This window comes from Streptomyces sp. HUAS TT11, from assembly GCF_051553595.1.
Lineage (GTDB): Bacteria > Actinomycetota > Actinomycetes > Streptomycetales > Streptomycetaceae > Streptomyces.
The window spans coordinates 8,087,428-8,114,202 of record NZ_CP196184.1; the positions used below are offsets into that span (position 1 = coordinate 8,087,428).

At 67.3% G+C, this 26,775-nt stretch carries 27 protein-coding genes and 1 pseudogene; 12 read left to right on the top strand and 16 right to left on the bottom strand.

Annotated features, from left to right (window positions below):
• Positions 1-19: 19 nt before the first annotated feature.
• Genes ACSHXN_RS36310 through ACSHXN_RS36320 form a run of 3 tightly spaced genes read left to right on the top strand, consistent with a single transcriptional unit; the run spans position 20 to position 2,708 of the window.
• The gene (locus ACSHXN_RS36310; protein WP_383358057.1) at positions 20-814 is read left to right on the top strand and encodes an ABC transporter ATP-binding protein; all 795 of its coding nucleotides are present in this window, start codon (positions 20-22) and stop codon (positions 812-814) included.
• Positions 811-2,121, top strand: coding sequence for a hypothetical protein (locus ACSHXN_RS36315; protein ID WP_438305211.1), 1,311 nt, complete (start codon positions 811-813; stop codon positions 2,119-2,121). The genes ACSHXN_RS36310 and ACSHXN_RS36315 overlap by 4 nt, the downstream gene beginning before the upstream one ends.
• Positions 2,118-2,708 (top strand): hypothetical protein, encoded by a 591-nt coding sequence (locus ACSHXN_RS36320; protein ID WP_355140228.1) that lies wholly within the window; start codon positions 2,118-2,120, stop codon positions 2,706-2,708. Before ACSHXN_RS36315 ends, ACSHXN_RS36320 begins: the two co-directional genes overlap by 4 nt.
• A gap of 171 nt (positions 2,709-2,879) precedes the next feature.
• On the opposite strand, the gene ACSHXN_RS36325 is transcribed toward ACSHXN_RS36320, so the two are convergent.
• Together ACSHXN_RS36325 and ACSHXN_RS36330 are read right to left on the bottom strand one after the other, a co-directional pair.
• Positions 2,880-3,539: a hypothetical protein gene (locus ACSHXN_RS36325; protein WP_438305213.1), complete on the bottom strand. Its 660-nt coding sequence runs from the start codon at positions 3,537-3,539 to the stop codon at positions 2,880-2,882.
• A 494-nt stretch (positions 3,540-4,033) separates the two neighbouring features.
• Positions 4,034-5,146 (bottom strand): PP2C family protein-serine/threonine phosphatase, encoded by a 1,113-nt coding sequence (locus ACSHXN_RS36330; RefSeq protein ID WP_356108645.1) that lies wholly within the window; start codon positions 5,144-5,146, stop codon positions 4,034-4,036.
• A 191-nt stretch (positions 5,147-5,337) separates the two neighbouring features.
• Here ACSHXN_RS36330 and ACSHXN_RS36335 point away from each other — a divergent pair, with 191 nt between their 5' ends.
• The 3 genes from ACSHXN_RS36335 (at position 5,338) to ACSHXN_RS36345 (ending at position 7,936) form a co-directional block, all read left to right on the top strand.
• Positions 5,338-5,601: a hypothetical protein gene (locus ACSHXN_RS36335; RefSeq protein WP_356108643.1), complete on the top strand. Its 264-nt coding sequence runs from the start codon at positions 5,338-5,340 to the stop codon at positions 5,599-5,601.
• Between the two features lie 561 nt (positions 5,602-6,162).
• Positions 6,163-6,423, top strand: a complete 261-nt coding sequence (locus ACSHXN_RS36340; protein ID WP_438305217.1) for a cold-shock protein — start codon at positions 6,163-6,165, stop codon at positions 6,421-6,423.
• Positions 6,424-6,898: 475 nt separating this feature from the next.
• Entirely contained in the window at positions 6,899-7,936 is a 1,038-nt protein-coding gene (locus ACSHXN_RS36345; RefSeq protein ID WP_438305218.1) for a hypothetical protein, read from the top strand.
• 166 nt (positions 7,937-8,102) lie between these two features.
• On the opposite strand, the gene ACSHXN_RS36350 is transcribed toward ACSHXN_RS36345, so the two are convergent.
• Positions 8,103-9,167: an IS110 family transposase gene (locus tag ACSHXN_RS36350; protein WP_438302348.1), complete on the bottom strand. Its 1,065-nt coding sequence runs from the start codon at positions 9,165-9,167 to the stop codon at positions 8,103-8,105.
• 396 nt (positions 9,168-9,563) lie between these two features.
• On the opposite strand from ACSHXN_RS36350, the gene ACSHXN_RS36355 reads away from it, so the two are divergent.
• Positions 9,564-10,310: a hypothetical protein gene (locus ACSHXN_RS36355; protein ID WP_438305220.1), complete on the top strand. Its 747-nt coding sequence runs from the start codon at positions 9,564-9,566 to the stop codon at positions 10,308-10,310.
• A gap of 431 nt (positions 10,311-10,741) precedes the next feature.
• Here the strand turns inward: ACSHXN_RS36355 and ACSHXN_RS36360 are convergent, their stop codons facing one another.
• Together ACSHXN_RS36360 and ACSHXN_RS36365 are read right to left on the bottom strand one after the other, a co-directional pair.
• Entirely contained in the window at positions 10,742-10,951 is a 210-nt protein-coding gene (locus ACSHXN_RS36360; RefSeq protein ID WP_355140041.1) for a hypothetical protein, read from the bottom strand.
• Positions 10,952-11,600: 649 nt separating this feature from the next.
• Positions 11,601-11,912: a hypothetical protein gene (locus ACSHXN_RS36365; RefSeq protein WP_355140039.1), complete on the bottom strand. Its 312-nt coding sequence runs from the start codon at positions 11,910-11,912 to the stop codon at positions 11,601-11,603.
• Between the two features lie 560 nt (positions 11,913-12,472).
• Here ACSHXN_RS36365 and ACSHXN_RS36370 point away from each other — a divergent pair.
• The gene (locus tag ACSHXN_RS36370) at positions 12,473-12,637 is read left to right on the top strand and encodes a hypothetical protein (protein WP_438305223.1); all 165 of its coding nucleotides are present in this window, start codon (positions 12,473-12,475) and stop codon (positions 12,635-12,637) included.
• Between the two features lie 372 nt (positions 12,638-13,009).
• Complete coding sequence (locus ACSHXN_RS36375) at positions 13,010-13,924, top strand: GNAT family N-acetyltransferase (RefSeq protein ID WP_356295628.1); 915 nt, start codon at positions 13,010-13,012, stop codon at positions 13,922-13,924.
• A gap of 420 nt (positions 13,925-14,344) precedes the next feature.
• Here the strand turns inward: ACSHXN_RS36375 and ACSHXN_RS36380 are convergent, their stop codons facing one another.
• Both ACSHXN_RS36380 and ACSHXN_RS36385 read right to left on the bottom strand, forming a co-directional pair.
• Positions 14,345-14,668: a hypothetical protein gene (locus ACSHXN_RS36380; RefSeq protein ID WP_355140033.1), complete on the bottom strand. Its 324-nt coding sequence runs from the start codon at positions 14,666-14,668 to the stop codon at positions 14,345-14,347.
• Between the two features lie 313 nt (positions 14,669-14,981).
• Positions 14,982-15,092 (bottom strand): annotated as a pseudogene (locus tag ACSHXN_RS36385) (IS5/IS1182 family transposase); the annotation flags it as partial.
• Between the two features lie 358 nt (positions 15,093-15,450).
• Here ACSHXN_RS36385 and ACSHXN_RS36390 point away from each other — a divergent pair.
• Together ACSHXN_RS36390 and ACSHXN_RS36395 are read left to right on the top strand one after the other, a co-directional pair.
• Entirely contained in the window at positions 15,451-16,527 is a 1,077-nt protein-coding gene (locus tag ACSHXN_RS36390) for a fatty acid desaturase family protein (protein WP_356295631.1), read from the top strand.
• A gap of 452 nt (positions 16,528-16,979) precedes the next feature.
• Positions 16,980-17,657, top strand: a complete 678-nt coding sequence (locus ACSHXN_RS36395; RefSeq protein WP_438305226.1) for an SGNH hydrolase domain-containing protein — start codon at positions 16,980-16,982, stop codon at positions 17,655-17,657.
• A 308-nt stretch (positions 17,658-17,965) separates the two neighbouring features.
• Here ACSHXN_RS36395 and ACSHXN_RS36400 read toward each other — a convergent pair whose 3' ends face one another.
• The 6 genes from ACSHXN_RS36400 to ACSHXN_RS36425 form a co-directional block, all read right to left on the bottom strand.
• The gene (locus ACSHXN_RS36400) at positions 17,966-18,316 is read right to left on the bottom strand and encodes an ArsR/SmtB family transcription factor (RefSeq protein WP_355140027.1); all 351 of its coding nucleotides are present in this window, start codon (positions 18,314-18,316) and stop codon (positions 17,966-17,968) included.
• Positions 18,317-19,016: 700 nt separating this feature from the next.
• A complete protein-coding gene (locus ACSHXN_RS36405; protein WP_355140023.1) occupies positions 19,017-19,442 on the bottom strand; it encodes an ATP-binding protein in 426 nt (141 codons plus the stop codon).
• Positions 19,443-19,445: 3 nt separating this feature from the next.
• Positions 19,446-19,841: a pyridoxamine 5'-phosphate oxidase family protein gene (locus tag ACSHXN_RS36410; protein WP_438305230.1), complete on the bottom strand. Its 396-nt coding sequence runs from the start codon at positions 19,839-19,841 to the stop codon at positions 19,446-19,448.
• Positions 19,838-21,565, bottom strand: coding sequence for a SulP family inorganic anion transporter (locus ACSHXN_RS36415; RefSeq protein ID WP_438305232.1), 1,728 nt, complete (start codon positions 21,563-21,565; stop codon positions 19,838-19,840). The genes ACSHXN_RS36410 and ACSHXN_RS36415 overlap by 4 nt, the downstream gene beginning before the upstream one ends.
• Positions 21,562-21,903, bottom strand: a complete 342-nt coding sequence (locus tag ACSHXN_RS36420) for an ArsR/SmtB family transcription factor (RefSeq protein ID WP_355140017.1) — start codon at positions 21,901-21,903, stop codon at positions 21,562-21,564. The genes ACSHXN_RS36415 and ACSHXN_RS36420 overlap by 4 nt, the downstream gene beginning before the upstream one ends.
• A 396-nt stretch (positions 21,904-22,299) precedes the next feature.
• Positions 22,300-22,908: a TetR/AcrR family transcriptional regulator gene (locus ACSHXN_RS36425; RefSeq protein WP_355140015.1), complete on the bottom strand. Its 609-nt coding sequence runs from the start codon at positions 22,906-22,908 to the stop codon at positions 22,300-22,302.
• A gap of 174 nt (positions 22,909-23,082) precedes the next feature.
• Between ACSHXN_RS36425 and ACSHXN_RS36430 the strand changes: the two genes are divergently transcribed.
• Positions 23,083-23,796 carry an SDR family NAD(P)-dependent oxidoreductase gene (locus tag ACSHXN_RS36430; protein ID WP_355140013.1) on the top strand — a complete coding sequence of 238 codons (714 nt, stop codon included), beginning with the start codon at positions 23,083-23,085 and terminating at the stop codon, positions 23,794-23,796.
• A gap of 392 nt (positions 23,797-24,188) precedes the next feature.
• Here ACSHXN_RS36430 and ACSHXN_RS36435 read toward each other — a convergent pair whose 3' ends face one another.
• From ACSHXN_RS36435 to ACSHXN_RS36445, 3 genes are read right to left on the bottom strand one after another with little or no spacing between them, the layout of a single operon-like run.
• Positions 24,189-24,962, bottom strand: coding sequence for an amino acid ABC transporter ATP-binding protein (locus ACSHXN_RS36435; protein WP_355140011.1), 774 nt, complete (start codon positions 24,960-24,962; stop codon positions 24,189-24,191).
• On the bottom strand, positions 24,959-25,876 hold the full coding sequence (locus tag ACSHXN_RS36440; protein ID WP_355140009.1) for an amino acid ABC transporter permease: 918 nt from the start codon (positions 25,874-25,876) through the stop codon (positions 24,959-24,961). Before ACSHXN_RS36440 ends, ACSHXN_RS36435 begins: the two co-directional genes overlap by 4 nt.
• Positions 25,873-26,766: an ABC transporter substrate-binding protein gene (locus ACSHXN_RS36445; RefSeq protein ID WP_361156544.1), complete on the bottom strand. Its 894-nt coding sequence runs from the start codon at positions 26,764-26,766 to the stop codon at positions 25,873-25,875. The genes ACSHXN_RS36440 and ACSHXN_RS36445 overlap by 4 nt, the downstream gene beginning before the upstream one ends.
• Positions 26,767-26,775: the final 9 nt, after the last annotated feature.

Consider the following 26,775-nt stretch of genomic DNA (forward strand, 5'->3'; position numbering starts at 1 on the left):
CCATTTCAGGAGAGATCTCATGCGACCGGTGAGTGCTGCCGAAACGGCCCCCATCCTTCAACCCTGGCTCGTCCACGCGAGAAACCTGCGGGTCAGGGCCGGGCGCCACCTGGCCGTCGACGGCCTCGACCTGGCACTGAAGGCCGGAGTGCACGGTCTGCTCGGCCCGAACGGTGCCGGAAAGACCACGCTGATGCGCGCGTTGTCCACCGTCGTCAAACCCGCCGGCGGCTCGTTGACGCTGCTCGGCGCGCAGGTCGACGGCCGCGCCGACCTGCGCGAGGTGCGTCGCGGACTGGGTTATCTGCCACAGCAGTTCGGCTTCTACCCGCGGTTCACCGTCCGCGAGTTCGTCGAGTACATGGCCTGGCTCAAGGAAGTGCCCAAAGCCGCCATACCGGATGCCGTGCAACGCGCGATCGATCGGGTGGCTCTCACCGACAAGGCCGACACCAAGATGAAGGCCCTGTCCGGTGGCATGCTGCGGCGGGCCGGCATCGCCCAAGCGATCGTGAACGACCCCGAGTTGCTGCTGCTCGACGAGCCCACCGTCGGACTCGACCCCGAACAGCGTCTCGACTTCCGCGACCTGCTGCGTGACCTCGGCGCCGACACCTGTGTGCTTGTCTCCACCCACCTCGTCGAGGACGTCGTCGCCGCCTGCACGGACGTCATCCTCGTGAACGAAGGCCGCCTCCTCTTTCAGAGCACCCCCGACGACCTGATCGCCCGCGGCGGGCCGGGCGACGCGGGCGACAGCCCTGCGGAGCGCGGGTATTCCGCACTCCTGCGTCGGCACCGGAGCAACCCATGACCCGTATCCTCGGCATCGAGTTCCGGCGGTCGGCCGCCCTTGGCGCAGCGCTACTGATCGCCGTCGCCGGCACGACCGTGCTTTACGCCACCGCGGGGCGATGGTCCGCCGGGTGGATGGCGCTGGCCATGACTCAGCGCGAATACCTCGCCGTGATGTCACCCCTCGCGATGGCCGCCGGTGCCTGGCAGTCCTATCGGGAGCACCGGGCGAACGTCGCCGAGCTGTTCGCCGGCGCCCCCCGCCCGGGACCACAGCGCATCATGCCGATCCTGATCACGACCGGGCTGGCGGTCCTCGTCGCGTACCTGCTCGCGCTGCTTGCGGCGGCACCACGGATCGCCGACACGGCGCGCTACCTGCCGCCGACCGTGTTAGCCGTCGTGGGCGTCGGGCTCGTCGCGATGATCGCCTCGGTCTGGCTCGGGCTGGCCGTCGGACGCCTGGTGCCGGCGCTCGCCACCGCACCGGCGCTGGCCGTGATCGGCTACGCGCTGCTGATCTTCGCGCCCCACGCACTGCCGGACCACGGGCTGATGGCGGCATTCTCCCCGAGCATGGGGATGAGCATGTTCAGCGACTACGACACCGTCGGCGACGGAGTCAGCGTCGCCCAGGCGCTTTGGACGGTCACGGTCGCGATGGCCGGTGTCGTCCTCTTCGCCGCCCGCAACCGTAGGTCCGCGTTCGCCGCGCTCATACCGCTGGCAATCGGGGCAACAGCCACAGCCATGGTCGCGCCGACCGGAGCTGCCTACGACCGACAGACGCTCGACCCGGTCGCCCAGGAACTGGTGTGCACCGCGGACGCTCCCCAGGTCTGCGTCAGCCGGGCGCACGAAGGTGTGCTGCCCGAGGTCGCCCCCAAGGCCCGGCACGCTTTGGAACTTCTGTCGGCGACACGGCTCGTCGAGGCACACGAGGACACCTCCACGATCTCTCCTCCCACCTCACCGAGGCCGAGGGCCGACACCGCGCTGATGGACATCACGATCGACAAGCACGGTCATCTCGCCGACCCGGACAGCTTTGAACCGAGGATGCTCACCGAGGTGTTCACCGGCCCCCTCAGCTGCGGAAACACCCGGGACATCGAGGTCGCCACCGCTGCGGCCTCCTGGCTGCTCGACCGGAAGCCGACCGCCGGTCTCAACGGCTTCGAATTCGACGAACCGGAGACCGTCAAGCTCTTCAAGACGCTCAAGGCACTGCCGCCGGCCGAGGCCGGTACCCGGGTGACCGGCGTCTACCAGGCCGCCCGGAAGTGCCAGGACACCGTAGGCCTCCTGACCCGAAGCGGCCGATGAGAGGGCTGACGCTCTACGCCCGCTCGCGCCGGGTGCCGACGGCGCTCGGCGTGGCGGTCGCGGCCACCGCCATGGCATCGCTGCTGACGACGATCTTCAGTGACACGGGCGAGGCGGGCAGCACCGTGCTCGTCCTGACAGTGCTGCTCCTCGTGGCCGCTGTCACCGCCACGCTCGGCGGCCCCGACGACACCCTGGACCGCACGGCGGCGAGGCCGTGGGGGTGGCTGCGGACGGCCCACCTGGCCACGGCCCTCGGATGCATGCTCATGCTGGGCACGCTGCTCACCGGCCCCCGGTTCGGCCCGTTCGGATCTGTCGTCCGCGACACGGTCGGCCTGCTGGGTCTGACCGCCCTCGGGGCGGCCACGATGGGCACCGCTCGGGCGTGGTTCCTGCCTCTCGGATGGACGCTCGGCGCAACGGCGTACCCGGGCACGGGCATCGTGGGCGAGGCGCTCACCTGGCAGACACAGGAACCCGACAGCCGACCTGCGGCCGTGGTAGCAGCGGTGCTCGCCGCCGCCGGAATCGCCGCCTACGTGAGTCGGGGCCCACGCCCCCGAACGTCGTCGGAGAACATCTGACTGGGCCGTCGGCCGATCTCCCGGGCCGGCCGGTGCAGTTATCGGAGCCGAGCCATCTGCGGTGTTCAAAGATCTGGGGTTCGGCTGCGCGGGTTGCCTAGTGGTCTTGGGTTCCTTTTCACAGGTCGGACTGCGTTTGGACAGGCCCGACGCTTGTGTTCGGCCCAGCGCTCACGCGACGTCCAGGGTGATTCCGGCGAGCTCACGGACGGCACGGAGGAATGCCCTCATGTCGGGCAGGTTGTCGAGGCGGCTCTTGTAGGCCTCGATCCGTTGTGCGAAGTCGATCGCCAAGGTGTCAATCCGCAACCGGAGATCGGCGGGAGAAGCGTCCGTGATCGCATCGAAGTAGCCGACGTCGGAGCCGATCGTCAGGTCGACGAAGACATCCGCCTCCCTGAGGACCGAGCGCAGGCTCGGCTGCTCGGAGCCGGACAACGAGGCGACAAGCTCCGTCCGGCGGTCGGAGCCGGGGGCAATACCGAAGAGGTTGATCTCGGAGGTTGCGTCCAGCAGGACCGCATGAAGCAGACGGACGAGATCTCTGGGGGTCGAGAGTTTGAACAGCCCGGCCCGATTGGTGTTCTCCCAGGAATCGGGCTTGCGCCGGTCTGCGGTCGAGCGCCCTGGGACGAAGCCGTTGTCTCGCACCGTGTGGGGATCTTCTGCTTCGATCTCGTACTCCCAGTCGACGAGCACGGGCTCGCGATCCAGAGCCTCCTCGGCATCGTCCCGGTAGTACGTGGGGATCGCGTATCGGCTCAAACCTGCTGTCAGGCGCCACGCCAGGCCCAGGTAGACGGCCATCTCTTCCATGTTGTTGTTGTTCACGGAGTATTCGGTGAAGGGAGTTGGTCCCGGAGGCCACTCCTGGAACAGGCCAGGCCAGTGCTGGGTCACGGCTGCCTCCCTGCCGGGAAGGTAGCGATAGACATTCAGGCCCTGGGTCTGCGAGGCCTGGAAGTGAAGGGGATACACAGCCGCAACCTAGGCTGCGCACCCCCCGATTCACTATCGGATTGTTGCAAAGGAGCCGAGCAGACCAGCTGCGACATGACGAAAGCCCCGAATCGTCCCGGAGCTTACCTGCGAGGGCCTCGTGGGCCGCTTCACGTCCCGGCAGGGTCCCCCTCTCCCAGACCCTCGAGGATTCGGTCGTTCATCTCCTGCTCCTGGCCGTCGATGCACTTGGCGCAGCTCTTGAGCAGCACGTCCACCGAGAGGGTGCCCCAATCCGTCTCCCGCTCGTCCGCAGAACGAAGAACTGCGGTTGGCTCACTGTTGTCGGCGAGGTCCGGCCGAACACGCGGAAGTGGGCGCGGGATTCACAGGCGCACGATGACCAGGGCGGTGTCGTCGGTGGCGTCGTCAGGTGGGAGCAGGTCGGTGAGTACTGCGTCGGCGAGGGTTTCGGGGTCGTCTGCCTGGTGGCGGGCCAGGGAGTCGGCGAGCCGGGCGAGGCCGGTGTCGATGTCTTCGCGGCGGCGTTCGATCAGGCCGTCGGTGTAGAGCGCGAGGACGGCGCCCTCATGGAAGGTCGTGGTGGCCTGGATCCGGGGGACGTGTTGAGGACGGGCACCCAGTGGGGGGTCGGTGGCCTGGTCCAGGAACTCGACGGTCCCGCCCCTCTGCAGGAGCGCGGGTGGGGGGTGGCCGGCGCTGCTGTAGGTGATGGTGTGGGTGTCCCAGTCGATGAAGGTCGTGGCCACGGTGGTGTTCTCGGCGCCTTCGATGGTGCGGGCGTACAGCCCGACGGTTTCCAGGGCGCAGGCGGGGCCTTGGGCGACGAGGGAGGCGGCGCTGAGGGCGCTGCGCAGTTGTCCCATGACGCCGGCCGCGGACAGGCCATGGCCGACAACGTCGCCGACGGCGACGGCGATGCGATCGCCGGGCAGGTCGATCAGGTCGTACCAGTCGCCGGCCACGTTCAGCGCTTCGGCAGCGGGCCGGTAGCGAACGGCCGCCGGGTGCCGGCCGACCGGGCGGGGGGCGGGCAACATGGCTTCTTGCAAGGTCAGCGCGACTTCACGGGCGCGGATGAGTTCGGTGAGTTCGGTGACGTCCTCCACCCGGCGCAGCAACAGCGTCAACCGCCCATCCGAGCCGAAGACGGGAACGTTGGTCAGCGTCCAATACCGCTCGTGCCACACGCCAGGCTGATCGGGGTCCGGCACGTCGTGGCGCTCCAGCGTCAGTGTGTCTCGCTCGCCCGTATCCGCCACCCGGCGTAGTGACGCCAATATCCTGAGCAGGTAAGGCCGGTCGTTCGCGGGGTAGTCCTCAGGCAGGTAGCGACCCACCAGTTGCTCGTGGGTGAGGCCACGGATCCGCAGGAACTCCGCATTGGCGTCCACGAAGATCATCTTTGGGGTGAGCAACGCCACCGCCCCGGGGAGTGCCTGGAACACCGCCGCGTAGTCGACCTCCGGATCCGACATGACTTTCCTGCCTTGCCGCCGCCGCTGTCTGTCCTTCCACGATACGAGCGGGGTGTCACAGCTCGCGCGCTGGCGAGCGGACGTCGGCGGTCCGCCTCAGCTGAGTCGCGCGAGTGCTGGATCAGCCGCGATTCGTATACGGCGTCTGCCGTTGACTTCGTCCGGCTCCAGTCAGCTACGCAGGGTACTCGATGGGTGACACGGTGGACGCTCTCACGCTGGAGGCGATCTTCGTCGCTCTGCCGGTGGCGGCACATGTCGGTGGAGAGGTCATCGGCCGCCGACGCTTGGGAGTCTGCACTCGTGTAGATGGTGTCCCGAACGCCGTGGCGCCGGCTGAGATCACGGCCATGCTGCGTGGGATGGAACTGCCCGCCATGGGTGCCTACGTGGAGGGTGACGTGATTGATCACGCTCACCACGGCCGCCGGGTGAAGATTCGGCCGCCTCGTTGATCACTCCCGCGCCGTCGCTGGGCCGTGTGAGGTCGCCCGAGGGTACTCAGCGGCCACCGACAGTGACAGAAGAGCCCCAGCCGCCAGCGATGAAAGCGCAGGCCGGAGGGTCCCGGCCATAGGGGTTTCCGTCCAGGGGCGGCGGTCAGGCAAGACGGCATGCTTCTTTCCGCCGGACAGCGGAGCTCCTGGGGGGCGTGATCACCGCTGTTCCGGGCGAGCGCGACCCGGTCTCCCAGCTCCAACGAGCCTGCTCACACTGCTCTTTGGCATCGCGCTCATCAGTGTCGTGTGGATGCTGCGTCGGACCGGACGACTACCTGCGTATCTCGACTTCAGACGGAAGGCGTTGGGCTCGCTGGTGCCGCCAGGGGGTGACAGTCCCGGCGTCGGGAGGTTCGGCGCAGCCATGATCGCCGTGGATGGGTTCTCCTCGTCGGTACCGCTCGCCTCATACTCGGCGCGCTGGGTGCACCGTCACGATGCCTCTCGCGGAGGACAATGTCAGCCTGGTAAACCGGGCTCCATATGATCTTGTGGGCTAGATGGGGGATGGGGCAGATGCGTCACCGCAAAGGGACCCGTAAGGTCCTCGCCACCGTTACTGCGACTGTGCGTGAGTGGAGGGACGAGGAAGGGCGGGGCGTGCTCGACTCACCCCAGACTCCCGGCGGTTGCTTCGGCCACTACTCCGACATTCAGGCGCCCGGCTTTCGCACGCTGTCACCGGGGCAACAGGTTGATCTCATCTGGGAAGCGCCTGGCTTCAAGCAGGACGGGTACGACTACCGCGCGGTGAGCATCATCCCCAGGTCCGTCTGACAGCCGCGCCTGACATCAACGGCGGCGAACGCTGCTACAGCGAAGCGGCTACGGCCAGACCAACGACGTTCCGTTCAAAGCCGTTTCAGCACCCTGCACCGCACGGTGACCGAACTCCCAAACTGGGGGTCAACCGCTTGCCTGTGCGACGAGCGACGGCCTGTCGCCGGCAGCGTGCACCAAGCCAGCAGCTGTCTTCCGGCCGTTTGAGGACGGATCATTCCTTCGTGGCGTCCAGCATCGTGGTTCAGCACACTTATCTCCTCGGCTCCGGAACCTACGACCGCTGGGCCCGGTTGTGGGAGATTCCGACGCAGTGAGCCACTATTTGGATCAGTGCATGTCGGTTCGGAAGCAGGCAGTGCCGCCAAGGCCGCTCAGGGTCGGCGACTTGGTGGCCGCTTATTCGCGGGGCCTCGGGGAGTGGACTGTCGCGCAGATAGTCCGACTCGATGCCGATTCACACACAGCAGCCGTGCTCGAGTTGGACTGGTCCGGCTCCGAGCCGTCGTGCGTGGCCGACCTCGGCGACGTCGCCCCGCTTAGGCTCACCCACCACTCATGGAACGGTGCGATGTCCTTCTGCAACCACACATGGGTCCTGCCCCGCAGCCACAAGGTCGTCGGAGCGATGCCTCTGTTCCATGACGAACCGGCGAATTGCTGGGCCTCCGGATGGAATCTGGGGGACCAGCTCGCCCGGCAGCGCCGGTGGAATAGTGGCGTCCGGGGGGACCCGGTGGTGGCCTGGAAGGCGGCGTACACCGGCGAGGCGGTCAATGAATTCCTCAGTCAATCGACAGCACCTAGATCAGAGGTCACGCAGCTGACGATCAGGGACATCGACTCCCTCGACTGCGCTCAGCTCGTCCAGCGTTTCCCCAGGGTGGCCTGGCTACATCTGCACGGACGCCTTGGCCTTCTCTCCGCCGCGGGTGAGCTGAACCGGCTGGTCTCTCTCCAGGGGATCCGCATCATCGACTTGTTCGGCATGACCAGAGAGGACCGTCTTCAACCGCAGTGCGTGGCGAAGCTGGAATCAGTGGACCTCTACAGCATCCCTGCCGAATACGCCTCTGCCATGCGTAGCATCTGGCGACCCGAAATCCCAGCAGGCACCTACGTGTCCATCCTCCGGGCCCGCAAGCCCGAGTGGGTCGAGGAGAACCGGAGCAACCCGCTGCGCGAATGGGACGGCCGCGAACAGATCAGCGCCACCACCTACAAGAGGGCCGTCGCCCAGTACAAGACGACGCGGAATGCGATCCTTCAAGTGTTCGCCGCAGAGCCCGCAGACATCCAATTGACACGAGCGGAGGAGATTGGGCGTGCTTACGGAGAGGCTTTCAACCGGCTTGACCGCCGATCGGTCTTCATCGAGACCGTAGAGCGCGAAGAACTCTTCGCCGCCCTTGACCACATCGTGAACGAGGCTGAAGCACTTTACGGTCCCGGTCTCGAAGGCGCCCGCGACAGCCTCATCTCGGGAGTGGAGTCCGTCCGAGATTGGTAGCGAGGCATCCATGGCCCTGTTAACGCCCGTCGCGGGATGGAGGGGGCGCCGTCGCCGACTGCGAGTCCGTCGGGGCGTGCGCGGGGTGCTCCCATCCCGTCCGCCATCGACCCAGGCAGAGCCGAGCAGACGCGGCCCCTGGCGTCCAGGAAGCTCCTATAGGTCGTCAAGCAGTCTGTAGGAGTTGTACCTGTGGGATGTTCGTGCTGGTCAGGTGCTTGTAGACCTCGCGCGCGATGAAGCGTTTGAGGCAGCGGAAGATGTCCTTCTTTGACATGCCTTCGGCTGTGCGGCGTGCGACGTAGAGCCGTGTGCGAACGTCGTAGCGCATGCGCACGAGGGCGATCGTATAGAGGGCATGGTTGGCCTGGCGGTCGCCGCCGCGGTTGAGGCGGTGGCGGTTGGTCCGGCCGGAACTTGCGGAGATTGGGGCTACCCCGCAGAGGTGAGCGAAGGCGGCTTCGGATTTCAGACGGTCGGGGTTGTCGCCGGCGGTGATCAGGAGCTGGGCGGCCGTCTCGGTGCCGACACCGATCAGTTCCAATAGCCCCGGCGCCGCCTGCGCGACCAGGGGTTCGAGTTCCGCGTCAGCCTCGGCTATCTCCGCAGTGAGGTTTTGGTGGCGGCGAGCCAGTCGCCGCAGCGCGGTTTTGACCGCGCAGTTCGGGTCGGCGAGATCGGTACCGGGGCGGGAGCGCGAGAGCTGCGAGATCAGCTGGTGAGTGGGCAGGCCACGTAGGCGTTCACGTACCTCGGCAGGGGCCGAGACGATGAGCGTACGGATCTGGTTGATTGTCTGGGTGCGGGCCTTGATGGCCGAACGCCGGACGACCCGCAGGGATCGGATGGCCTCCACGATGCCGTCGCGGGTTTTCGGCCGGCCGTTCGCGCGGCCGGACAGGACGGCGGTCGCGGCCGCGTAGGCATCGACGGGATCGGACTTGCCGTTGGCCCGCCGGGCCTTCCGGTCGGGACGGTCAACGTCGACGACCATGACCTCGTTCGCCAAGAGGAAGCGGGCGAGTTCGGAGCCGTAGGCGCCGGTCCCTTCCACCCCGACCGCGAGCACATCACCGTGCGAGCGCATCCACTCCAACAGGCGCCTGTAGCCGTCGGGAGTCGTGGGGAACGGTGCGGTGGCAAGGTGCCGGCCGATGGAGTCGATCACCGCGGCCTGATGGAAGTCGGTGTGGGTGTCCACGCCGCCGACCACCACGATCTGGTCTGCCATGCTGTGTCTTGCTGTCCTTCCGTGCGATACGCGAGGGATCGCACGGGCCGGTCGGGCGGCTGGACAAGACTGTGGTGGGACCTTTGGCCGAGCTCCTATGAGGTCACAGGCGCCCGACCGGCCGCGTGCAAAGCGCCGCCCAGCCGGCCGACGATTCCTGGAGAGGACAGCTCGAAGCGTCAATCGTTCGGTGGGTCAGGCCTGCCGAGCAGCGCCGCGGTGAATCCTCACAGTCGTTCGTACAGTGGCGCGCTCCACCTTGCCGCCCTGAACCACGCCCGCTCCACGGTGTGTGGGTCGACGGCGGACGGGATGGGAGCTGGGGAAAGTGGTGGGCTGAGGAGGATATGTCGCCCGGAAGGGAATCCTGTCAGAAGTCCGGTCTAGGTTTGACCTGTGAACCACAGCCGTTCCAACGCCGGGGTGCCCCACGAGCCTGACTTGCCGCCCTACCAGGCAGTCCTGGCGGAGACTGATTGGGATTCGCTCGAGACGGCTTTCGGGAGCGGTGAGGACCTTCCCGGGGTTCTGGCACGGTTGTTGGAGCCCGATCCCAAGGTCCAGGTCACCGCTTTGTCGGAGCTGGGCGAGCTGGTCAACCACCAGAACACCATCTACGAAGCCACCGCCCCCGCCGTCATGTATGTCGCAGGCATCCTCACCCACCCCGCGGCCATGACCCTCCGGCCCTATCGCGACATCCCCATCCGCGCGACGCTGTTGGGTTGGCTGGCTTCCACCCTTCAAGACGCCTCCGACGAGATGGTCGGCTTCATCGAGCAGCGCTTCCCTGGCTTCCTCGCCCCCGGCACCATCGTGGCGGTCTTCCGGGACCTGCGCCCGATGCTCTACCAGGCCGTCGCGCCCTTCCTCCAGGACAGCCACGAGAACGTGCGCGAAGCCGCCGTCGTCACCGCGCTCATCCTCGTCGAACACCCCGCGCTCGCCGAGCACCGCGATCACCTCGCCGTGCACGCGCGCCGCGTCCTGGACACCAGCGGCTACGACCCCAACCGCCGCGTCGCGTGGAGGACCCTCGAAGCCTGGGGCCACAATCCGCCCGGCCCGGAGCCTCTTCCGGAGGAGCCCTGGGTCTGGGGACCACACAGCGATGGCCGCGGCGATCTCGAACCTCCCTTCTGACCGATACGCTCACGACCCACCGGCGGACCACCGCCGCAGGTGAGAGACACAAGAGGCGGCTCGCTGGGTGGCCGTACGAGCGTGGCGTGCGCTATCGGCGTCCTGAGTAGCCCTATCGGACCTCGGCTGTACAGCAGAGACGTACAGCAACCCCAGCAGCCGGCAGCGCCCCACGCTGACCCCCATGGGCTTCCCGGCAGCCTGTATGACCTCCAATGACCGATCTCTACAGAGCTACGGATCAGAAGCTCCCGTGCCACCCCCGTGCCAGATTGTGGGGGGGAACACGGGGAATGGCGGGGAACCAGGTCGCCGGCCAGATTGGCCCCGTCACCGCTCCACCGCAGGTCAGCTCAGCAGCAGCTCGTAGACAACCTGAGCTTCCCAAGCTGAGTGCTCGGGGCGCCTGAGCCTGACTGGCCGGCGCACCCTCATGAGTAAAAGCCGACCCAGTAGTCCTCGTGGCTGCATACGAAGTCTCCTGGACGCTCCGCCCTCAACACCTCGTACCGCGCGGCAAAGACGTCCAGAGCCTTGTGGAGCGAGCAGCCGAAGTGACCGCGGAGTGCGATGAGGCCACGCATGATCTGGTTGCTGAGGATGTGGTCGTCGGCAACGCTGACTGCGGCATCTTCGGTCATGCTCGTGATCGAAGCCCATCAGCATCTCGTCGGCAACGAGGTTTCCTGACGTGGTCTGCCCGACGGAGGAAGGGAATCGCTTGGCCGCCTCGTGGTGTGCTTCCGCGTAGCAGGCGCAGCCTTGCCCAATCCTGGGCCGTCTCCGGGCCGTCCGAGGCCGCTCGTGACCAACGACGACCAATGACAACCCGTCGGACGCGCACAGTCAGCGCGCCGACCAGCCAAAACCCAACTCTCCAAGATCCTCGACAAGACCCAGGGCAAGGAAGACATGGCCTCTGGTCTGACTGCAGTCTTTGACGGCAACACCGATGCACCCTGCCGTACCAGGGAAGTCGATTCCGGACACTGCGCAGGACGCTAGCGAGCCGCATGCCCGGCCCTTGGGCCGCAGGAATGAACTCCTAAAGCGGGTGTCACAGGTTCGAATCCTGCCGGCGGCACCAGCGCAACGGCCCCGGACCGACCATGGTCCGGGGCAAAACGTATTGCCGTCTATGATCCACAACGGGCGCCGACAGCCCGGGGTCCTGAGGGCACACGTGCGCGCGGCATGTCCGGTCGTGCAGGCATGAGCGGGGAACAGCGGGGAACTTCGAACCGCCAGTGGCGGCAGCGTCGGGTTTGCCACCAGGTTTGCAGGTCGGTCTTATTCGCCAGTCTTGCCGAACACGGCTTTGACCAGACTGGCGTCTCCGGTGTAAACCCTCATGCGCTGCACGTTCCCGTTGGCGAGCGTGAGATCGAATCCCGCAGTGCCCATGAAGAGGTGCTTGTCCGCTGGGGCGATAGTGGTGGTGGCAAGCGAGATCGTCAGCGCATCCTTGCCGGCCCTGGCTTCCCATATGGCGTCCGCGGAGTTCGACAGGCGCAACTCACCCCACGGCGTTTTGACCTTGCTGTCCGGCCTGACGAACAGTGCACGTACCCGGAGTTCAATGCCCTGATGGAAGTCGGCCACGTCCTTCGCCGAGCTGACCGGGGCCCTACGGATAGCGGCCACCCAGCGGAAGAGCGGAGGCGTACTGCCAAACGATGATCTAGAGGAGATTGTCACGGGCTGCATGCTTGCACTCCACATACCTGCTCTACAAGGTGCGTTAGCCACAGGCCTACAGGCCCCATAGCGGATGCCTCAGTCTGTCCGCCGCCCGTCCGGACACCGTCAAGTGAGCCCGACTTGTCGACCGGTCGTGCCGCCTGCATGCGACGTCAGTCGCGGAGTCTCGGGGTGACGGCAGCGCTGACGGCAACGAGGGCGAACGACAGCAACTGGCAATGGCCCGCTACGGCGGTGGCGCAACCCTGTCGCCCTGAGCTGCAGGGAGCGTGCCCACATCTTCTAAGCGCCTGGTCTCTCGGCACGTCACACGGCTGTGGACCGATGGCATCCAGCTTCGAGCGGATCAGCAAGGCATGAGCAGGCGGGCCATGCGACTTGCAGGCGTGGTACTGGACGACGCCGAGCGTTGGCAGTAGGGCTTCATGCCGTTCGTAAGCGTTGGACCGCTGCGTTTCGGGATGAGACATCACCAGGTCCTCTCTGTACAGGACTTGGAGTGCACAAGCGGGCTCGTTCCGGGACGCTTCGATCAGTCGCTCACCGAGCACGGCGTCGATTTCGTGGCGCTGGCCGCCCGCCATGGACTGCGTCGCCAACAGCTCACGAACAACTGGTGGAAGTGATGAGCAGCCTGCTGCGCATCGCACTGCTGCCGCGCCACAAACGGACCGGATCGAGCGGGGAACAGCGGGGGAACCACCGTGAAAGCTGTCCGGCGCGAGGCGGCCGCCCCGAAGCCGTTCACCCAGGTCGGCGGGTGAACCGGCCGCAAATGGTCGCAGCTTGCCTGATACCGACCGTCAACCGAGGGCCTGCGAAGTGAGTCCAAGGCCCTCGCCCGTGATCGGCCCGGGGCCCTCGTGCCGCTGCCCCCAGGGAACCCGCCCGCTCCGGCATGAGAGTGGCACGGACCATGGACCCCTGTGCGAGTCGCGGAAGCGTATCGACACCGAAATCACCGGCTCAGGTCCATGACACGTGGCTAGTGTGATCAGGTGACAGAATTCAGCGTCCTTGGTGACAACACGGAGTGGCAGAAGGACTTCGAGCGGCGGCTACGCGCCTCGTACACGGCGGCCGGGCTCGGTGCGGCGGCGGTGGAGCAGATGCTCGAGGATATACGCGCCGGTATCGGCGACTGGACCATCGCCGAGATCACGGACGCCGGGACCCGAGTGGGATACGTCGCCGTGGTCGTGGCCGACGACAACGGCGCGCTCGTGGGCCGTATCGGCGATCTCCGCGTCGACGCGCTCCACGCCGGACGGGGGCACGAGCAGGACGCCCGAGAGTGGGCCGAGGGATGGTGCACGGAGCGCGGCGCACGCCGGCTGAACGTACGCCTCACCGAGCCCGTCAGCCAGCTGTTCGACGGGTATCAAGTCCGCGGCCAGCTCAGGGCACGGAGCGTCAGCTCCCCGCCGAAACCACTCGATGACGTCACCGCACGGCCGATGACAGCCGCCGAATACCCCGAGTGGCTCGCGTCCGAGAAGGTCGCCTACGTCGGCGACATCGTCCGGGCGGGAGCCCTGAGCCCCGAGGAAGCCGTACGCAAGTCCGACCGCGACTTCGCGAAGCTGATCCCCGAGGGCCTGGAGACGCCCGACAACACGTTCCTGGTGCTCGAGGCGGCGGGTGAGCAGATCGGCACCGGCTGGCTGAAGCACAGGTACCTCCCGGGCGTCACCTACGGCTACTCGCTGAACATCCAGGAGCAGCACCGGGGCAAAGGATACGGGCGGGCCGCGATGGTGGCGGGCGAACAGGCAACGCTCGCAGCCGGTGACTCGGCGCTGATGTTCACCGTGTGGGGCGGCAATGAGGTGGCAATGAACCTCTACACGAGCGCTGGCTACCGAGTCGTAGAGGAAAGCCGTTCCATCGGCCTTCCCGGCTCCGCGGCCTGACGCGGCTCACAACAGCACGACGGAACCGCCGACGCGCTACCCGGTGAGACCGATCAACTGCATCGGACGTTTGGTCCTCATGGGCGACGCAGCCTCTACGCACCCTGCAACGCGTGAGGTCTGTGTCGTCAACGTCAGGAACCTCCACGTGACACCGGGGCCGGCTCCGCCACATGCTGGGCCTTCTCGACCAGTTCGGAGTGGGCGTGGGACATCGAACCCGCGTAGCGAGTGTGCAGGACCGCGTATGCGGATCGCGACTGACCTGGCGATTCCCTGACCTGGTCCGAAGCGGGGTTGGCCCCGCCGGTCGCCGTCGGTCCCCGCTGCGTCCCCTCCGAACGGGCGCGCAGCGGGCACGAGGCACCTCTCGATGCGCAACTGATCAGGAGTTCGCCTCTCGGTGCGAGGCGTGGCTGGTCAGCCGACTGGATCCGCGTTGGCGTCGATCTTCTTCATGCACGCGTCGTCGTAGGCCAGGAGGGTGATCACGCCGTCCCCTTGGTCCATGTACTCCGCGACCATGGTCCAGCCGCGCTGTTCGAGGAGCTCGTGGGCGTCATAGATCGCCCCGGATTTGTCCTTGCGCTTCTCCGGCTCCTGGGCCGGCTGCCAGTCCCGCTCGCGCAGCTCGCGCACCACCGCATCGTAGCGAGCGACGTCGACCGTCGCGGTCTCGGTACCGACGCCCTTGAAGCCGATGCCGCACGATCGCAGTGAGCCCGCCTCAGCGTCCTCGTTCACACCGGCGTATTCCGGTACGGTCGCCGGAGCGCCCGCGTCCGCCGCAGCGCTGTCGAGGTCCGTCCGTACGACCTCTTTCGTGAGCGGTCCATTACCCTTGGGTCGAGGCGACGGCGGCGACGCGGACGTCCCCGTGCCCGCGTCGCCGGTGCTACAGCCCGCGGCTCCGAGCGCAATGACCGCTACGGCCACGGCGGCCCACTTCGTCCTGTGCACAGCCGAACCCCCCATGTGTGGGGGCGTGTACCCCCAAGATCAAGGGGGAGTATGCCACGGGGTATCGACCGAGCGGCACGCGGCAAGCGTCTGGCCCGCTCTCTCTACGCTCGCGGCGGCACGGTCTGACCAGGCCGGTGCCCCGGTAGCCGCCGTCAGCGATCACGGTGGTGCGACCGACGGCGTCCTTCGCTCCGGACAGTGCCCACACCTTGCAGTCATGTGGCTGCCGGGCAACGGGCGGCGGGCAACTGAGGTCGGCGGAGGGACTTTCGGCTGGGGCTGCCGGGGGCAAGAGATCGGGGCCCTTGCGCCGACCGCGAATCGGGCGGTCTGCGGACCCGCCCGCATCAGCCCGATGTGGGCCCCGATCTGCGAGGCTCGCCTCATGGCGGCTGACTGAAGTCTCGGAGTCGACCGCACTGCCCACGACGAACCGGCGAATGCCCTGCTCAGGCGGCACAGAGGTGGGGACAACCCCCTGAGATGGTGGGGGGCTCGGCCCCCACGAGGCCTACGGCTGACAGGCTGGTGGCGGTGGGAGGGCCCTAGCCAGACTCGCCTCCATGACGATTTCCTCCGAAGCCACGGTCACGACAGGCCCGGCCGCCGTGCGGCCCCGCAGACCCCGCCCCGACGCCGGCAGCGACTTCGCCCGGCTGTCGCAGCGCATCACCGAGGCGGGTCTACTGCGGAGGCGCCCCGGCTACTACACGGTGCGGCTCGGTCTGGTGATCGGGCTGCTGGCGGGGGGCTGGGCCGCCTTCGTCGCGCTGGGCGACACATGGTGGCAGCTGGCGGTCGCCGCCTTCCTGGCGTTGATGTTCGGTCAGGTCGCTTTGGTGGCCCACGATTTGGCCCATCGGCAGGTGTTCCGGAAGCGCCGCGCGAGCGGGATCTGGGGCCGGCTCTTCGGCAACCTCGGCATCGGTATGAGTTACGGCTGGTGGATGAACAAGCACACCCGCCACCACGCCAACCCCAACCACGAGGAACTCGACCCCGATGTCGCCCCGGACATCCTGGTGTGGTCGACCGAGCAGGCCCGCAACAGCAATGGTCTGGCCCGATTCATCGGAGGCCATCAGGCGTTCTTGTTCTTCCCGCTGCTGACGTTGGAGGGCTTCAACCTGCACGTGTCGAGTGTGCGGGCGCTGCGCTCGCCGTCGATGAAGAACCGTCTGCTGGAGGGCACACTGCTTTTCCTGCACATGGCGGCCTACTTGTCCGCCCTGTTCCTGGTGCTCTCTCCGGGCAAGGCCGTGGCGTTCCTCGCCGTGCACCAGTGCCTGTTCGGTGTGTATCTCGGCTGCACGTTCGCCCCGAACCACAAGGGCATGCCCACCATCACCGGCGATGACCGCCCCGACTTCCTGCGCCGCCAGGTACTCACCTCCCGCAACGTGCGGGGTGGCCGGCTCACCGACGTGATGCTCGGCGGGCTCAACTACCAGATCGAGCACCACCTGTTCCCCAGCATGCCCACTCCTCATCTGCGGCGGGCCCAGGTCGTCGTACGCGCGTACTGCGCGGAAATCGGCGTGCCGTACCACGAGACCAGGCTGATCCAGTCCTACCGCGAGGCACTCACCCACCTGCACCGAGTGGGCGAGCCCATCAGGCGTCAGCGCAAGATGTCATGAGGGCAGCAGCACATTCGGTGCCGCGGGGACGTCGATCTCAATTGTTGGTGTCCTCCATGATCGAGCAGAGGACAGAGGAGATGAGCCGGGCGACCGAGACGGACGATCTCTGTCGCGCTCGTCGGCGCATGGCCCGGGGGCAGTCTCACGGACGGCTTGAGCCGATCAAGTGAAATGCCGTAGAACCGAGTCGTGTCGGTCTGTGGTCCAGTCGCCGCCGGGTACCTTCTGGGGTCGTTATTTGAGTTCTCGGAACCTCATGACGAACTGCCTGCTGTCTTCCAGTGGAGGGACTGGCAAGAATGCCTGTAAGTCACGTACTGAAGGGTGTTTCCCTGTGTCTGGCGGGCGGAATTTCGGGTTGGTCGAGTGGGGTTCCGGGGGTTGCCCACGAGCGTTCGGACATCCCCTGCTATGCCGCACCCTGCCTGTTCCCTGAAGCGTCTCCATCCGTGCGTAACACCGGACTGCCTCCGTGGGGTGCCCCTGCCCTCCTACCGGGTGCGGAAGGCAAGAAGGTGCTGGTGGTCGGAGATTCCTGGGCGCGGGATGCGGCTACCGGGATTGCTGCGGTTTTGAGGGGGAAGGGGCAGGTCAAAGATGCCTCGGCGCTCGCCTGCGGGATCCGTAAGCCGATCAATCCGCTGCCGAACAAGCATTGTCCGAACTGGGAGGTGGAGTGGCCTGCCCTGATGGGCAAGGTGCGACCGGACGCGGTTCTGCTCAGTGTCCAGTGGGATGTGGCCGAGCAACAGATCGATCCTGGTGGGAAGCAGGTGACGATCCGCGACGACGAGGCGCGGAGGAGATTTGTGACGAATCTCGACCGGGCCATCCGGATCCTCTCCAAGAGAAGGACTCCGGTCTACGTCTTCGGGTCTACCTTTCCGCATGTCAAGGGCTCGGTTGCGGTCCTGCTGTCCGGTATCTTTCTGGAATTCAGTAAGAAGTATCCTGGAGTCCATTACCTGGATCTCTACCATCAGCTCTGCAATGACCTGAATCAATGCCCGAAGACAATTTCGGGGATGCCGGTCTACGGCACTGACGTGCACTGCAGCAAGGAAACAAAGACGCGCCTGGGGAATTGGATTCTCAATTCGATGTTTCATCGCGGACGGCATGCGTGAGAAATACGCTCAGTGCGCTTGCGTGATCCGCCGAATTTCCTTGTCTGTGGTGGCGTTTCGCCCCCAGGACGTGGCGGAGCGGACTCGGCCGGTGGTGCGGATCTTGTGTAACAGGTCTATGAGCCTCCCCGACGTGGTGAGGACTGGCCGACCAGTGGCCGACAAGGGGGACTGAAGTTGTTTCGCAGTTCCGACGCGCTGCCGCATGCGCTCCGCGGCGCTTCGGCTCCGGTGTGGAGGCGGCCGTCTCCCGTTGCCGCAGAGCACTGTCTCGCTCCGGGAGGACGGTCGCCGATCGAGGATCATCGCTACGACGGCGGCTTGCCTTCGCTCTGTGCGGCCTGCAGGTCGGCGAGGAGTTCGGCCTGACCGGCCAGCACCCCGGACAGGATGGTGCGGGCCACCCGCAGCAACTCGGCAACGTGCGGGCTGGTCAGCGAGTAGTACACGGTCGAGCCCTCTTTGCGGGTCTTGACCAGGTTCGCGCGCCGCAGCACGGCCAGCTGCTGCGAGAGGTGTGCGGCCTCGATGCCCACCTCGGGGAGCATCTCGGCGACCGCATGCTCGCGCTCGCTCAGCAGCTCCAGGACCCGGATGCGGGCCGGGTGGCCGAGGGTTTTGAAGAACTCGGCCTTCAGTTTGTACAGCGGTGTGCTCACCGTGCCATCCCCTCACCCGGGAAGCCGCACGGCACTATCAGCCGGGCCTCGGCGCATCGCATCCACCCACTCGTCAAGAACATGCGGCCCATCCTCGCCTGCGGCAACCGGTCAGGCCGAATCCGCACCTGGGAAGAGGGCCGCCAAATCCAGCCGTGATGACCTTGATAATTGCCAATATTAGCAATTAAGGGTCATGTGAGAAGGTTTGCGTGCGGATCATTCCGCTGTGCGGCGCCGACGTCACCTGGCCCAAGTGCCCGACTTGCCGTCTCAAGTGCCGTCCTGCCGCTGTCGGCGCGGACGGCCAGTGTCCTCGCTGCGGTGAGCCCCGCACGCTGAAGCTGTCCGTCGACGGCCGGTCCACCCGGGTCATCCGCGACGCCTACCGGGGCTGACCACTGCTTCGCGTGGGGGAGGAGTGCGGTGACGGGTGGCTGAAGTGCCCGGTCCGCGGCCGGAATTCATGGTGAGTGAAGGGTGAGTGGGGCGGACCGGTTCGTCAAAACGGCGGCCTGTCCGGTCGTTGCCGACTGCTGCCCTTCACCACGGGGGTGAGCGTCGCCGTCGAGAGGTGCACTCTGGCCGAGGCATGCGGCGACGGACAGAGTGCCGAGGTGTCCCCGACGGTGCAGCGCCCGTCGATGGGCATGAGGGTGGCTTCTTTGTGACGGTGGTCGGTCTCAGGCGTGCCGATCGGTCAGAGGGGAAGGGTGATCCAGATGCTCTTGCCCCGGGCGTCGGCATCCGCACGCACCACCGCGGTGCCGCCCAGGGCGAGGACGAGCTCCATGACGGTGGCCAGGCCGCCGCCCGCCGCGCCGGTGACCGCTCCGTACAGCAGGGGCTGGTAGGGATGGCGGTCGTGGACGGCGATGGCCAGGCAGTCCGGGCTCGCCGCGTAGATCACCGTGACCTGCGGGGACAACGGCGCGGCGTGCCTGACGCTGTTGGTGACGAGCTCGCTGAGGATCAGCAGGGCCGGGTCCACGGTGGGGTGGCGTAGTCCGATTCCCCACTCGACCAGTGCCTGCTGGGCCGTCTCGCGGGCCATCCGCACGGCCGACGGCTCGGTGGGCAGGGTGAGTACATGCCGGTAGGGCAGGGCTTCCAGCTGCGTGGACACGTTTCACGCCTCCGCGCGGGTGGGACGGATACCGGTGACGGTCTTGGGATGCTGGGGCGGCAGGGTGTCGTGCCGGCCGTGCCTCCAACCCGACGGGGTACGCCGGCAGTGGACGGCATCAGCGGGTTCTGTGATCACCTCGGCCGGTCCGGCGACGGTGACCGTGCAGCCGGTCGCGGCCACGGTGCGGATTTCCTCCCCATGGTGGGTGGCCGTCGCGGCCGGGGTCGGCGTACGCACGATCAGACGGCCGTACCCCCACACATGCCTCGCCGGGCGCACTGCGGCCGGATGCCGCTGTACGCACATCAGCCGCCCCGCGCTGCGGCCCTCCAGCAGCCACAGGGCCTCAGTGCCGAAGACCTCGACCATGCGCAGGATGAAGGGGGGAGTGCTCATCGCAGGCCTTCCTCGCTGGAAATTCGGGACTGCTGGTGGACGGGTAGGGCGGGCAGGACTCCGGCCGTCTCCAGGTGGTGGCGCGCGGCCCGGATCGCCTCGGGGGTCGTGGCGTACTCCTGGCTCTCGTGTCTCAGCAACTCCAGGGCGCCGACGGAGTCGAGGACTCGGCGCTGACCCGCTCGTATGCCGGAGGCCAGAACGAGGATGCCGCGACGGTGCAGTTTCTGAACTGCGTCCTTGAGGACCAGGGCACCGGTGGCGTCCATCGTCGACACGCGGGACATGCGCAGGATGACGACGCGGACATCGGCGACCTCGGTCAGCTCCAGCAGGAAGCGGTGGGCGGCGGCGAAGAACAGCGGCCCGTCGATGCGATACGCGACGATGTGCTCGGCCAGCAACGCGTGCTCCTCCACGCTGTGGTTGCCCCGGTCCAGCGGCACCTGGTCGAAGCGGGCCTGCTTGGCCACGGCGCGCAGGGCGAGGCCGCCCGCGACGACCAGGCCGATGATCACGGCATAGACGAGATCCAGGGCCAGTGTCGCCAGGGCGGTCAGGACAAGGATCAGAGCATCCGAGCGGGTGGCCTTCGCCATGGCCTTCAGCGAGCCGACCTCGACCATCCGGATCGCGGTGGCCAACAGGACGCCGGCCAGTGCGGCGAGCGGGATCTTCGAGACCAAGGGCGCCGCCGCAAAGACGATCACCGCGAGGACGGCGGCGTGGGTGAGAGCAGCGAGCCGAGAGCCGGCACCGGTGCGGACGTTCACCGCGGTGCGGGCGATCGCGCCGGTCGCCGGGACCCCGCCGAACAGCGGGGCGGCGATGTTCGCCAGACCCTGTCCGAACAGCTCCCGGTCCGGGTCGTGCTGCTGCCCGACCGTCATGCCGTCGGCAACCGATGCGGAGAGCAGAGACTCCAGGGCGGCCAGGGCGGCGACCGCCACCGCGGGGGCGAGCAAGGTGCCGAGGGAGCCGAGGTCGAGGAAGGACAGCGACGGCAGGGGCAGCCCGGAGGGCAGGTCGCCGATCGGCTTCGCCGCGTCCAGACGGGCCGACTGCGCCACGACCGTGGCCGCGATCACGGCAAGAATGGAGAAGGGAACAGTCGGCCGCCATCGGGCCCCGACCAGCATGACCGCCGCGACCGCGACCGCGAAGCCGAGCGCCGTCCAGTTCGGGGATGTGGCGAACTCCTCGACCGCCCGCCAGGTCACCACCAGCACCCGGTCGCCCTCGGGCTTGGGCACGCCCAGTGCGTTCGGGACCTGCTGCAGACCGATCACGCAGGCGATACCGAGGGTGAAGCCCTCCACGACGGGGGCCGGGATGTATCGCATGTAACGGCCGGCCCTGAGCACGGCGAGCGCGACGAGCAGAACGCCCGCCATCAGGCCGACCGTGAGGACGCCCGTCGGCCCGTACTCGCCCACGATAGGGACGAGGACGACCGTCATGGCACCGGTCGGGCCCGACACCTGCAGATTGGAACCACCGAACACAGCGGCGAGCGCGCCCGCGACCACGGCGGTCGCCAGGCCCGCCTCGGCGCCCAGCCCCGAGGAGACGCCGAAGCCGAGCGCGAGCGGCAGCGCGACGATCGCCACGGTGAGACCGGCCAGCAGGTCCCGACGTGGATCACGCCGCAGCTCCATGAGGTCGGTGCGGCCCGGCAGCAACGCCACCATCCGGGCCCATACACGGCTGAACACGGTGCTCATCGCGCGGCGACCTCGGATTCGCGCAGCTCGGCCAGCAGTTCGCCCCGCCCGGCCAGCATCTCGGTCAGGATCCGTCGCGCGGCCCGCATCAGGTCCGCCACATCGCCGCCCGCCAGCTCGTAGACCACCGTCGAACCCTCCCGCACCGACGTGACGATCCCCGAGCGGCGCAACACCGCCAGTTGCTGCGACAGGCCCGAGGGCTCGACCTCGATCGCGTTCAGCAGTGCCCGCACCGGCATGGGCCCGTCCTGGAGCAGCTCCAGCACCCGAATCCGCACGGGATGTCCCAGCATCCGGAAGAACTCGGCCTTGGCCTGGTACAGCGGAACGGACATGACCTCTCGGCTTCCCCTACAGGCCCCATCCGGGGCACACACAAAGGGCTGTGCCCGCGGCTACCTGCGAGCACAGCCAGGACAGCATCTAACCAATTGCGAAATTTTGCAATTCAGCATTCGTCTACTGCCCGGTCTCCCGGCCGCGAACCGTCTCGGCGGGCGTCCGGCCGGTCTGGTCGACAACGTCGCCGATCTGCTCTTCCTGGGGCGTGGACAACTCGTCAGGTGACCGGAAGCGACGGGTGCGCCGGCTTGCTGCTGGTCCAGCCAGTGCTGTGACCGGAAATGATCACGGGGTTGGTGCTGACGTCTCAGCGTTGCCGGTAATGCGCGTCGGGCTGATGGATTCGGCGCCCTCGGTCCACAGCTTGCGGGCCGACTGGTCGCTGCGGTTCAGCTGCGCACTGCAGCCAGGCACTCGTCGTACAGGTCCATGATGTCGCCCTTGCCGCCGTTGCCGACCCATGTCATCGATGCGGCATCGAGGCACGCGAACGCCGTCGCGATCACCGCGCGGGTCCTCGGATCCGTACTGCCGGAACCAGTGCCCATGCGGGCTTCGATGAACGGCAGCAGGTCCTCCTGGAACCGCAATCGCTTTTCGAGCCAACCGGCACGCAGCGAGGCGGTGTTGTGCAGAAGACGGAACCGTTCCAGGGCCTGTTCGCGGCTGTCGTGCAAGGCCAGTACGGCAGCGATCCCTGCGCGCAGGGTCTCCCAGACGTCGGCTTCCGGGGGCTGTTCGCTGATCGTGTCCGTCAGGACTTGCCCGAACCGGCCCTGGTCGCCGCCGAGAAGGTCCTCCTTGGTGCCGAAGTAGCGGAAGAGGGTGCGCTGGGAGACGCCGGCCTCCTGGGCGATCTGGGCGATGGTCGTCTCGTCGTAGCCCTGCTCGGTGAACAGGCGCAGAGCCGTCTCGAGGATCTCCTGGGAGGCCATCTGCCGTGTTCGGTCCCACAGCGTGGTCGACCCGCCCGTTGCCCTCTTCGCTACCTGCTTCATGCCCCCAGGTTAGCCCAGCACTGCCAGTCTGGCAGCAGCATCACCTTTGGCAGTCGCTGCCATGATGTCGTACGCTGCCACAGGGCGGTCGTTGCGGCACGGCCCGCCGCGCCACGGTCCGGAACGCGTGCCGACCGCCGCCCCCACCTCCCGGAGCACACAAAGGAACACATCATGTCTGCACCTGCAGCTTTGATTACCGGTGGAACCAGCGGCATCGGCCAGGCGACCGCCGAACTGCTCCATTCCCGCGGCTACCGCGTCATGGTCACCGGCCTCGGCAATGTCGCCAACGCGGGACTTCCCGAAGACGTCGTGGTCGTCCAGGCCGACGCACGGTCCCTGCCGGACATTGACCATGCGATTGACCAGGCACGCGAGCAATTCGGCTCCCTCGACCTGCTCTTCCTCAACGCGGGTATCTCCCGTCCCGGCTCGATCGACTCAACCGACGAAGACACCTTCGATGCGCTGTTCGACATCAACGTCAAGGGCAACTTCTTCACCCTGCAAAAGGCGCTCCCGCTCCTCAACGAAGGTGCCTCTGTCGTGTTCACCGTCGGCGCCGGCGAAGGGGTCGGAGCCGCCATGACAGCCGCCAAGGGCGCTCTGGTGCCCCTTGTAAGGTCACTCGCGCTCGAACTCGCCCCCCGCCGCATACGCGTCAACGCCGTCAGCCCAGGACTGATCAACACCCCCGCCTACAGCAAGATCGGTGTCTCCCAGGAGATGATCGATTCCTGGGCTCGGGAGGTTCCGCTCGGCCGTGTCGGCGCTGTCGCCGACATCGCCGAAGCCGTGGCCTTCCTCGCCTCGGACGCCGCCGGCTACATCACCGGCGACAACCTCATCGTCTCTGGAGGTGTCGGAGTTCACGCCCGTCCTTGACGAGCAGATCCGCACTCGGCTCTGACCGGAACAGTCACCGGGTCCGGTGATCAGGCTGGGGCCATTGTGAGCGGCCCGCCCCAGCGGATGTTCTTCTCGCTGGGTATGTGCGCGCCCTCGGCGCTGGGTGAGAACGTCGGGGTGGCGGGGCGTGCGCGATGCGCCGGCACAAATGGCGGTGAGGGCGCGCGGGGTCTGCACGGTGTGGTAAGGCGGCTGGGGTCGGCCAGGGTGAACTGGCGAAGCGGCCTGAAGTGCACCTCAGTTGGGGGCACCCCAGGAGACATAGGTCGGGGTGAAGCACAGCTCGGCCGCTGCTCACCTCGCCACGCTGGGCCCGATCCTGCCAAGCCGGCCAAGGCCGGGTGCCGAGTGGCGGCACAGGGCCCGCCCTAGAGGCGGCCCGCCTCCACGATCCGGCGCAGGAAGCGCTGGGTGTGCTCCTGCTGCGGGGCGCCGAACACCTCCTGTGCCGTGCCGTGTTCCAGGATCACCCCGTCCTTGAGGAAGCACACCTGGTCGGCCACCTCCCGGGCGAAGCCCATCTCGTGCGTGGCCAACACCATGGTCATGCCGTCGTCCTTGAGATCCCGGACGACGGAGAGGACCTCACCGACCAGTTCCGGGTCGAGCGCAGCCGTGATCTCGTCGAGGAGCAGCACCCTCGGGCGCACTGCCAACGCCCTGACGATGGCCGCGCGTTGCTGCTGACCACCGCTCAACCGATCAGGGAACTCGGCGGCCTTGGCGCCGAGCCCGAGCCGGTCGAGCAGCTGCCGGGCGTGCTCCTCCGCCTCCGCCCTGGCAACCTTGTGCACGCGGCGCGGGGCCAGGGTGATGTTGTCGAGCACGCTCATGTGCGGGAAGAGGTTGTAGGCCTGGAAGACCACCCCGATCCGGCGTCGCACGGCGTCCTGGTCGACACGCGGATCGGTGATCTCCTGCTCGTCCAGCCAGATCGCGCCGTCGTCGATCTCCTCGAGCAGGTTCGCGCACCGCAGCAGCGTCGACTTGCCGGAGCCGGAGGCCCCGATGAGCGCGGTCACGGTGTGCGGGGTGACGGCAAGGTTGACGTCCCGCAGGACGACCGTGTCACCGAAGGTCTTGCGGACGGACTCGAAACGCAGGACGGGGGCGGCGTCCGCTCCGGGCCGGGTGTCGCTCACAGCGTGCCTCCCTGGGCCCGGCGGCGGTCCATCCGGGCGGTGACCCAGTCGGTGAAGCGGGTCATCGGGATGGTCAGCGCCACGAAGACGAGCCCCGCAATGATGTAAGGGGTGTAGTTGAGACTGCGGCCCACGATGATGTCGGCGGCGCGCACGGCGTCCACCGCCCCGCCGATCGACACCAGCCCCGTGTCTTTTTGGAGGGAGACCAGATCATTGAGGAGCGGCGGCACCTGGCGGCGTACGGCCTGGGGAAGCACCACATGGCGCAGGGCCTGCCGCTTGGTGAGTCCCAGCGAGCGGGCCGCGGCGCGCTGCGACGGGTGGACGGACTCGATGCCGGCGCGGAACACCTCGGCGACGTACGCGGAGTAGGTCAGCGTGAGCGCCGTACCGCCCAGCAGGACCGGGTCCACGGTCACGCCCTGCAGACGCAGCGCCGGCACACCCAGGACCACGATCATCAAATTGATGATCAGCGGCAGCCCGCGAAAGAAGTCTGTATAGGCGGCAGCCAGCACCCGCAGCGGGAAGAACGCCGGGCCCTTCAGTGTGCGGGCCACGGCGATCAGCATGCCGAGGACGAGGACGGCGGCGCCGCACACCAGCAGCAGCCGGACGTTGAGCCACAGGCCCTCGAGGACCTTCGGCAACGCCTCACGCGCGTACTGCCCGTTGAAGAACGTCTCCTTGGTACGCGGCCAGCCCGGTGCGTTGACGACGATCAGATACAGGACGACTGCGGTGACCAGAGTGGAGAACGCGGCGATCGCGGTGGCGCGGCGGGCGCGGGCGCGCTTGTAGGCCTCGCGCTCGATCCGCCGCTGCGAGGGGACGTAACCGTCGTCCCCGCCGGGCGTGCCGGTGTCGTCGCCCGGGCCGTCCTGCCCGGACTCCTGCTTGATGACCGTCACTTGAGGACCGGAGCGTCCACAGCGTCGGACAGCCACTCCTGCTCGATCTTTGCGAGCGTGCCGTCCTTGCGCAGGCTGTCCACGGCCTGCGTCACGCAGGAAGTCAGTGCGCTGCCCTTGTCGAGGACGAGGCCGAACTGCTCGGGCGTACCTCCCTCGTTCTCGAACTGACCGACGATCTTGGCGTCGGTGACCTCGGCCGCCGTGATGTAGAAGGCGGTCGGCAGGTCGACCACGATCGCGTCGACCTGACCGTTCTTCAGCGCGGACTTGGCCTGGTCGTTCTTGGCGTACACGGCCGGATCCTGCTTCGGCTTCACCACGTCGTTGATGTAGTCGAGGCTGGTGGTGCCGACTTGGGCGCCCAGCTTCACGTTCCGCAGATCGGCGATGCTTGTCGCCTTCGCCGCCTTGGAGTCCTTGAGCGCGATGACGGCCTGCCGGACGTCGTAGTAGCCGGAGGAGAAGTCCACGGCCTTCTTGCGCTCGTCGCTGATCGACACCTGGTTGATGTCGAAATCGAAGGTCTTCTCGCCAGGAGCGAAGGCCTTGTTGAAGGGCACCGACTGCCAGACGACATCGCCCTTGCCGTAGCCGAGCTGCTGTGCCACCGCGTAAGCGACCGCCGACTCGAAGCCCTCGCCACTGGCGGGCTTGTCGTCCTTGAACCACGGCTCGTAGGCGGGGGAGTCGGTGGCGATCGTCAGTTTGCCGGCGGTCTCCGTGGCCAACTTGCCCTGGGCACAGGAGGTTCCGGCCGACCCGGAGCCGGAGGGGGCACCGGCCGCCTGCTCCTCGGGCTGCGGCGCGCAGCCCACGGCGAGGGCGAGCAGGGCAGCAGCGGCGGCCGCAGGAACAGTACGACGGATCGCGCGTCGGGGGAGGTGCATGGCGGGAGA

Excerpts from the sequence above, each read along its gene's own strand:
- ACSHXN_RS36320 (WP_355140228.1), top strand. The coding sequence starts at position 2,118 with ATGAGAGGGCTGACGCTCTACGCCCGCTCGCGCCGGGTGCCGACGGCG.
- ACSHXN_RS36420 (WP_355140017.1), bottom strand. The coding sequence starts at position 21,903 with ATGTCCGTTCCGCTGTACCAGGCCAAGGCCGAGTTCTTCCGGATGCTG.
- ACSHXN_RS36335 (WP_356108643.1), top strand. The coding sequence starts at position 5,338 with ATGGGTGACACGGTGGACGCTCTCACGCTGGAGGCGATCTTCGTCGCT.
- ACSHXN_RS36390 (WP_356295631.1), top strand. The coding sequence starts at position 15,451 with ATGACGATTTCCTCCGAAGCCACGGTCACGACAGGCCCGGCCGCCGTG.
- ACSHXN_RS36310 (WP_383358057.1), top strand. The coding sequence starts at position 20 with ATGCGACCGGTGAGTGCTGCCGAAACGGCCCCCATCCTTCAACCCTGG.
- ACSHXN_RS36330 (WP_356108645.1), bottom strand. The coding sequence starts at position 5,146 with ATGTCGGATCCGGAGGTCGACTACGCGGCGGTGTTCCAGGCACTCCCC.
- ACSHXN_RS36340 (WP_438305217.1), top strand. The coding sequence starts at position 6,163 with ATGCGTCACCGCAAAGGGACCCGTAAGGTCCTCGCCACCGTTACTGCG.
- ACSHXN_RS36315 (WP_438305211.1), top strand. The coding sequence starts at position 811 with ATGACCCGTATCCTCGGCATCGAGTTCCGGCGGTCGGCCGCCCTTGGC.
- ACSHXN_RS36370 (WP_438305223.1), top strand. The coding sequence starts at position 12,473 with ATGAGACATCACCAGGTCCTCTCTGTACAGGACTTGGAGTGCACAAGC.
- ACSHXN_RS36410 (WP_438305230.1), bottom strand. The coding sequence starts at position 19,841 with ATGAGCACTCCCCCCTTCATCCTGCGCATGGTCGAGGTCTTCGGCACT.
- ACSHXN_RS36350 (WP_438302348.1), bottom strand. The coding sequence starts at position 9,167 with ATGGCAGACCAGATCGTGGTGGTCGGCGGCGTGGACACCCACACCGAC.
- ACSHXN_RS36415 (WP_438305232.1), bottom strand. The coding sequence starts at position 21,565 with ATGAGCACCGTGTTCAGCCGTGTATGGGCCCGGATGGTGGCGTTGCTG.
- ACSHXN_RS36445 (WP_361156544.1), bottom strand. The coding sequence starts at position 26,766 with ATGCACCTCCCCCGACGCGCGATCCGTCGTACTGTTCCTGCGGCCGCC.
- ACSHXN_RS36360 (WP_355140041.1), bottom strand. The coding sequence starts at position 10,951 with ATGACCGAAGATGCCGCAGTCAGCGTTGCCGACGACCACATCCTCAGC.
- ACSHXN_RS36425 (WP_355140015.1), bottom strand. The coding sequence starts at position 22,908 with ATGAAGCAGGTAGCGAAGAGGGCAACGGGCGGGTCGACCACGCTGTGG.
- ACSHXN_RS36430 (WP_355140013.1), top strand. The coding sequence starts at position 23,083 with ATGTCTGCACCTGCAGCTTTGATTACCGGTGGAACCAGCGGCATCGGC.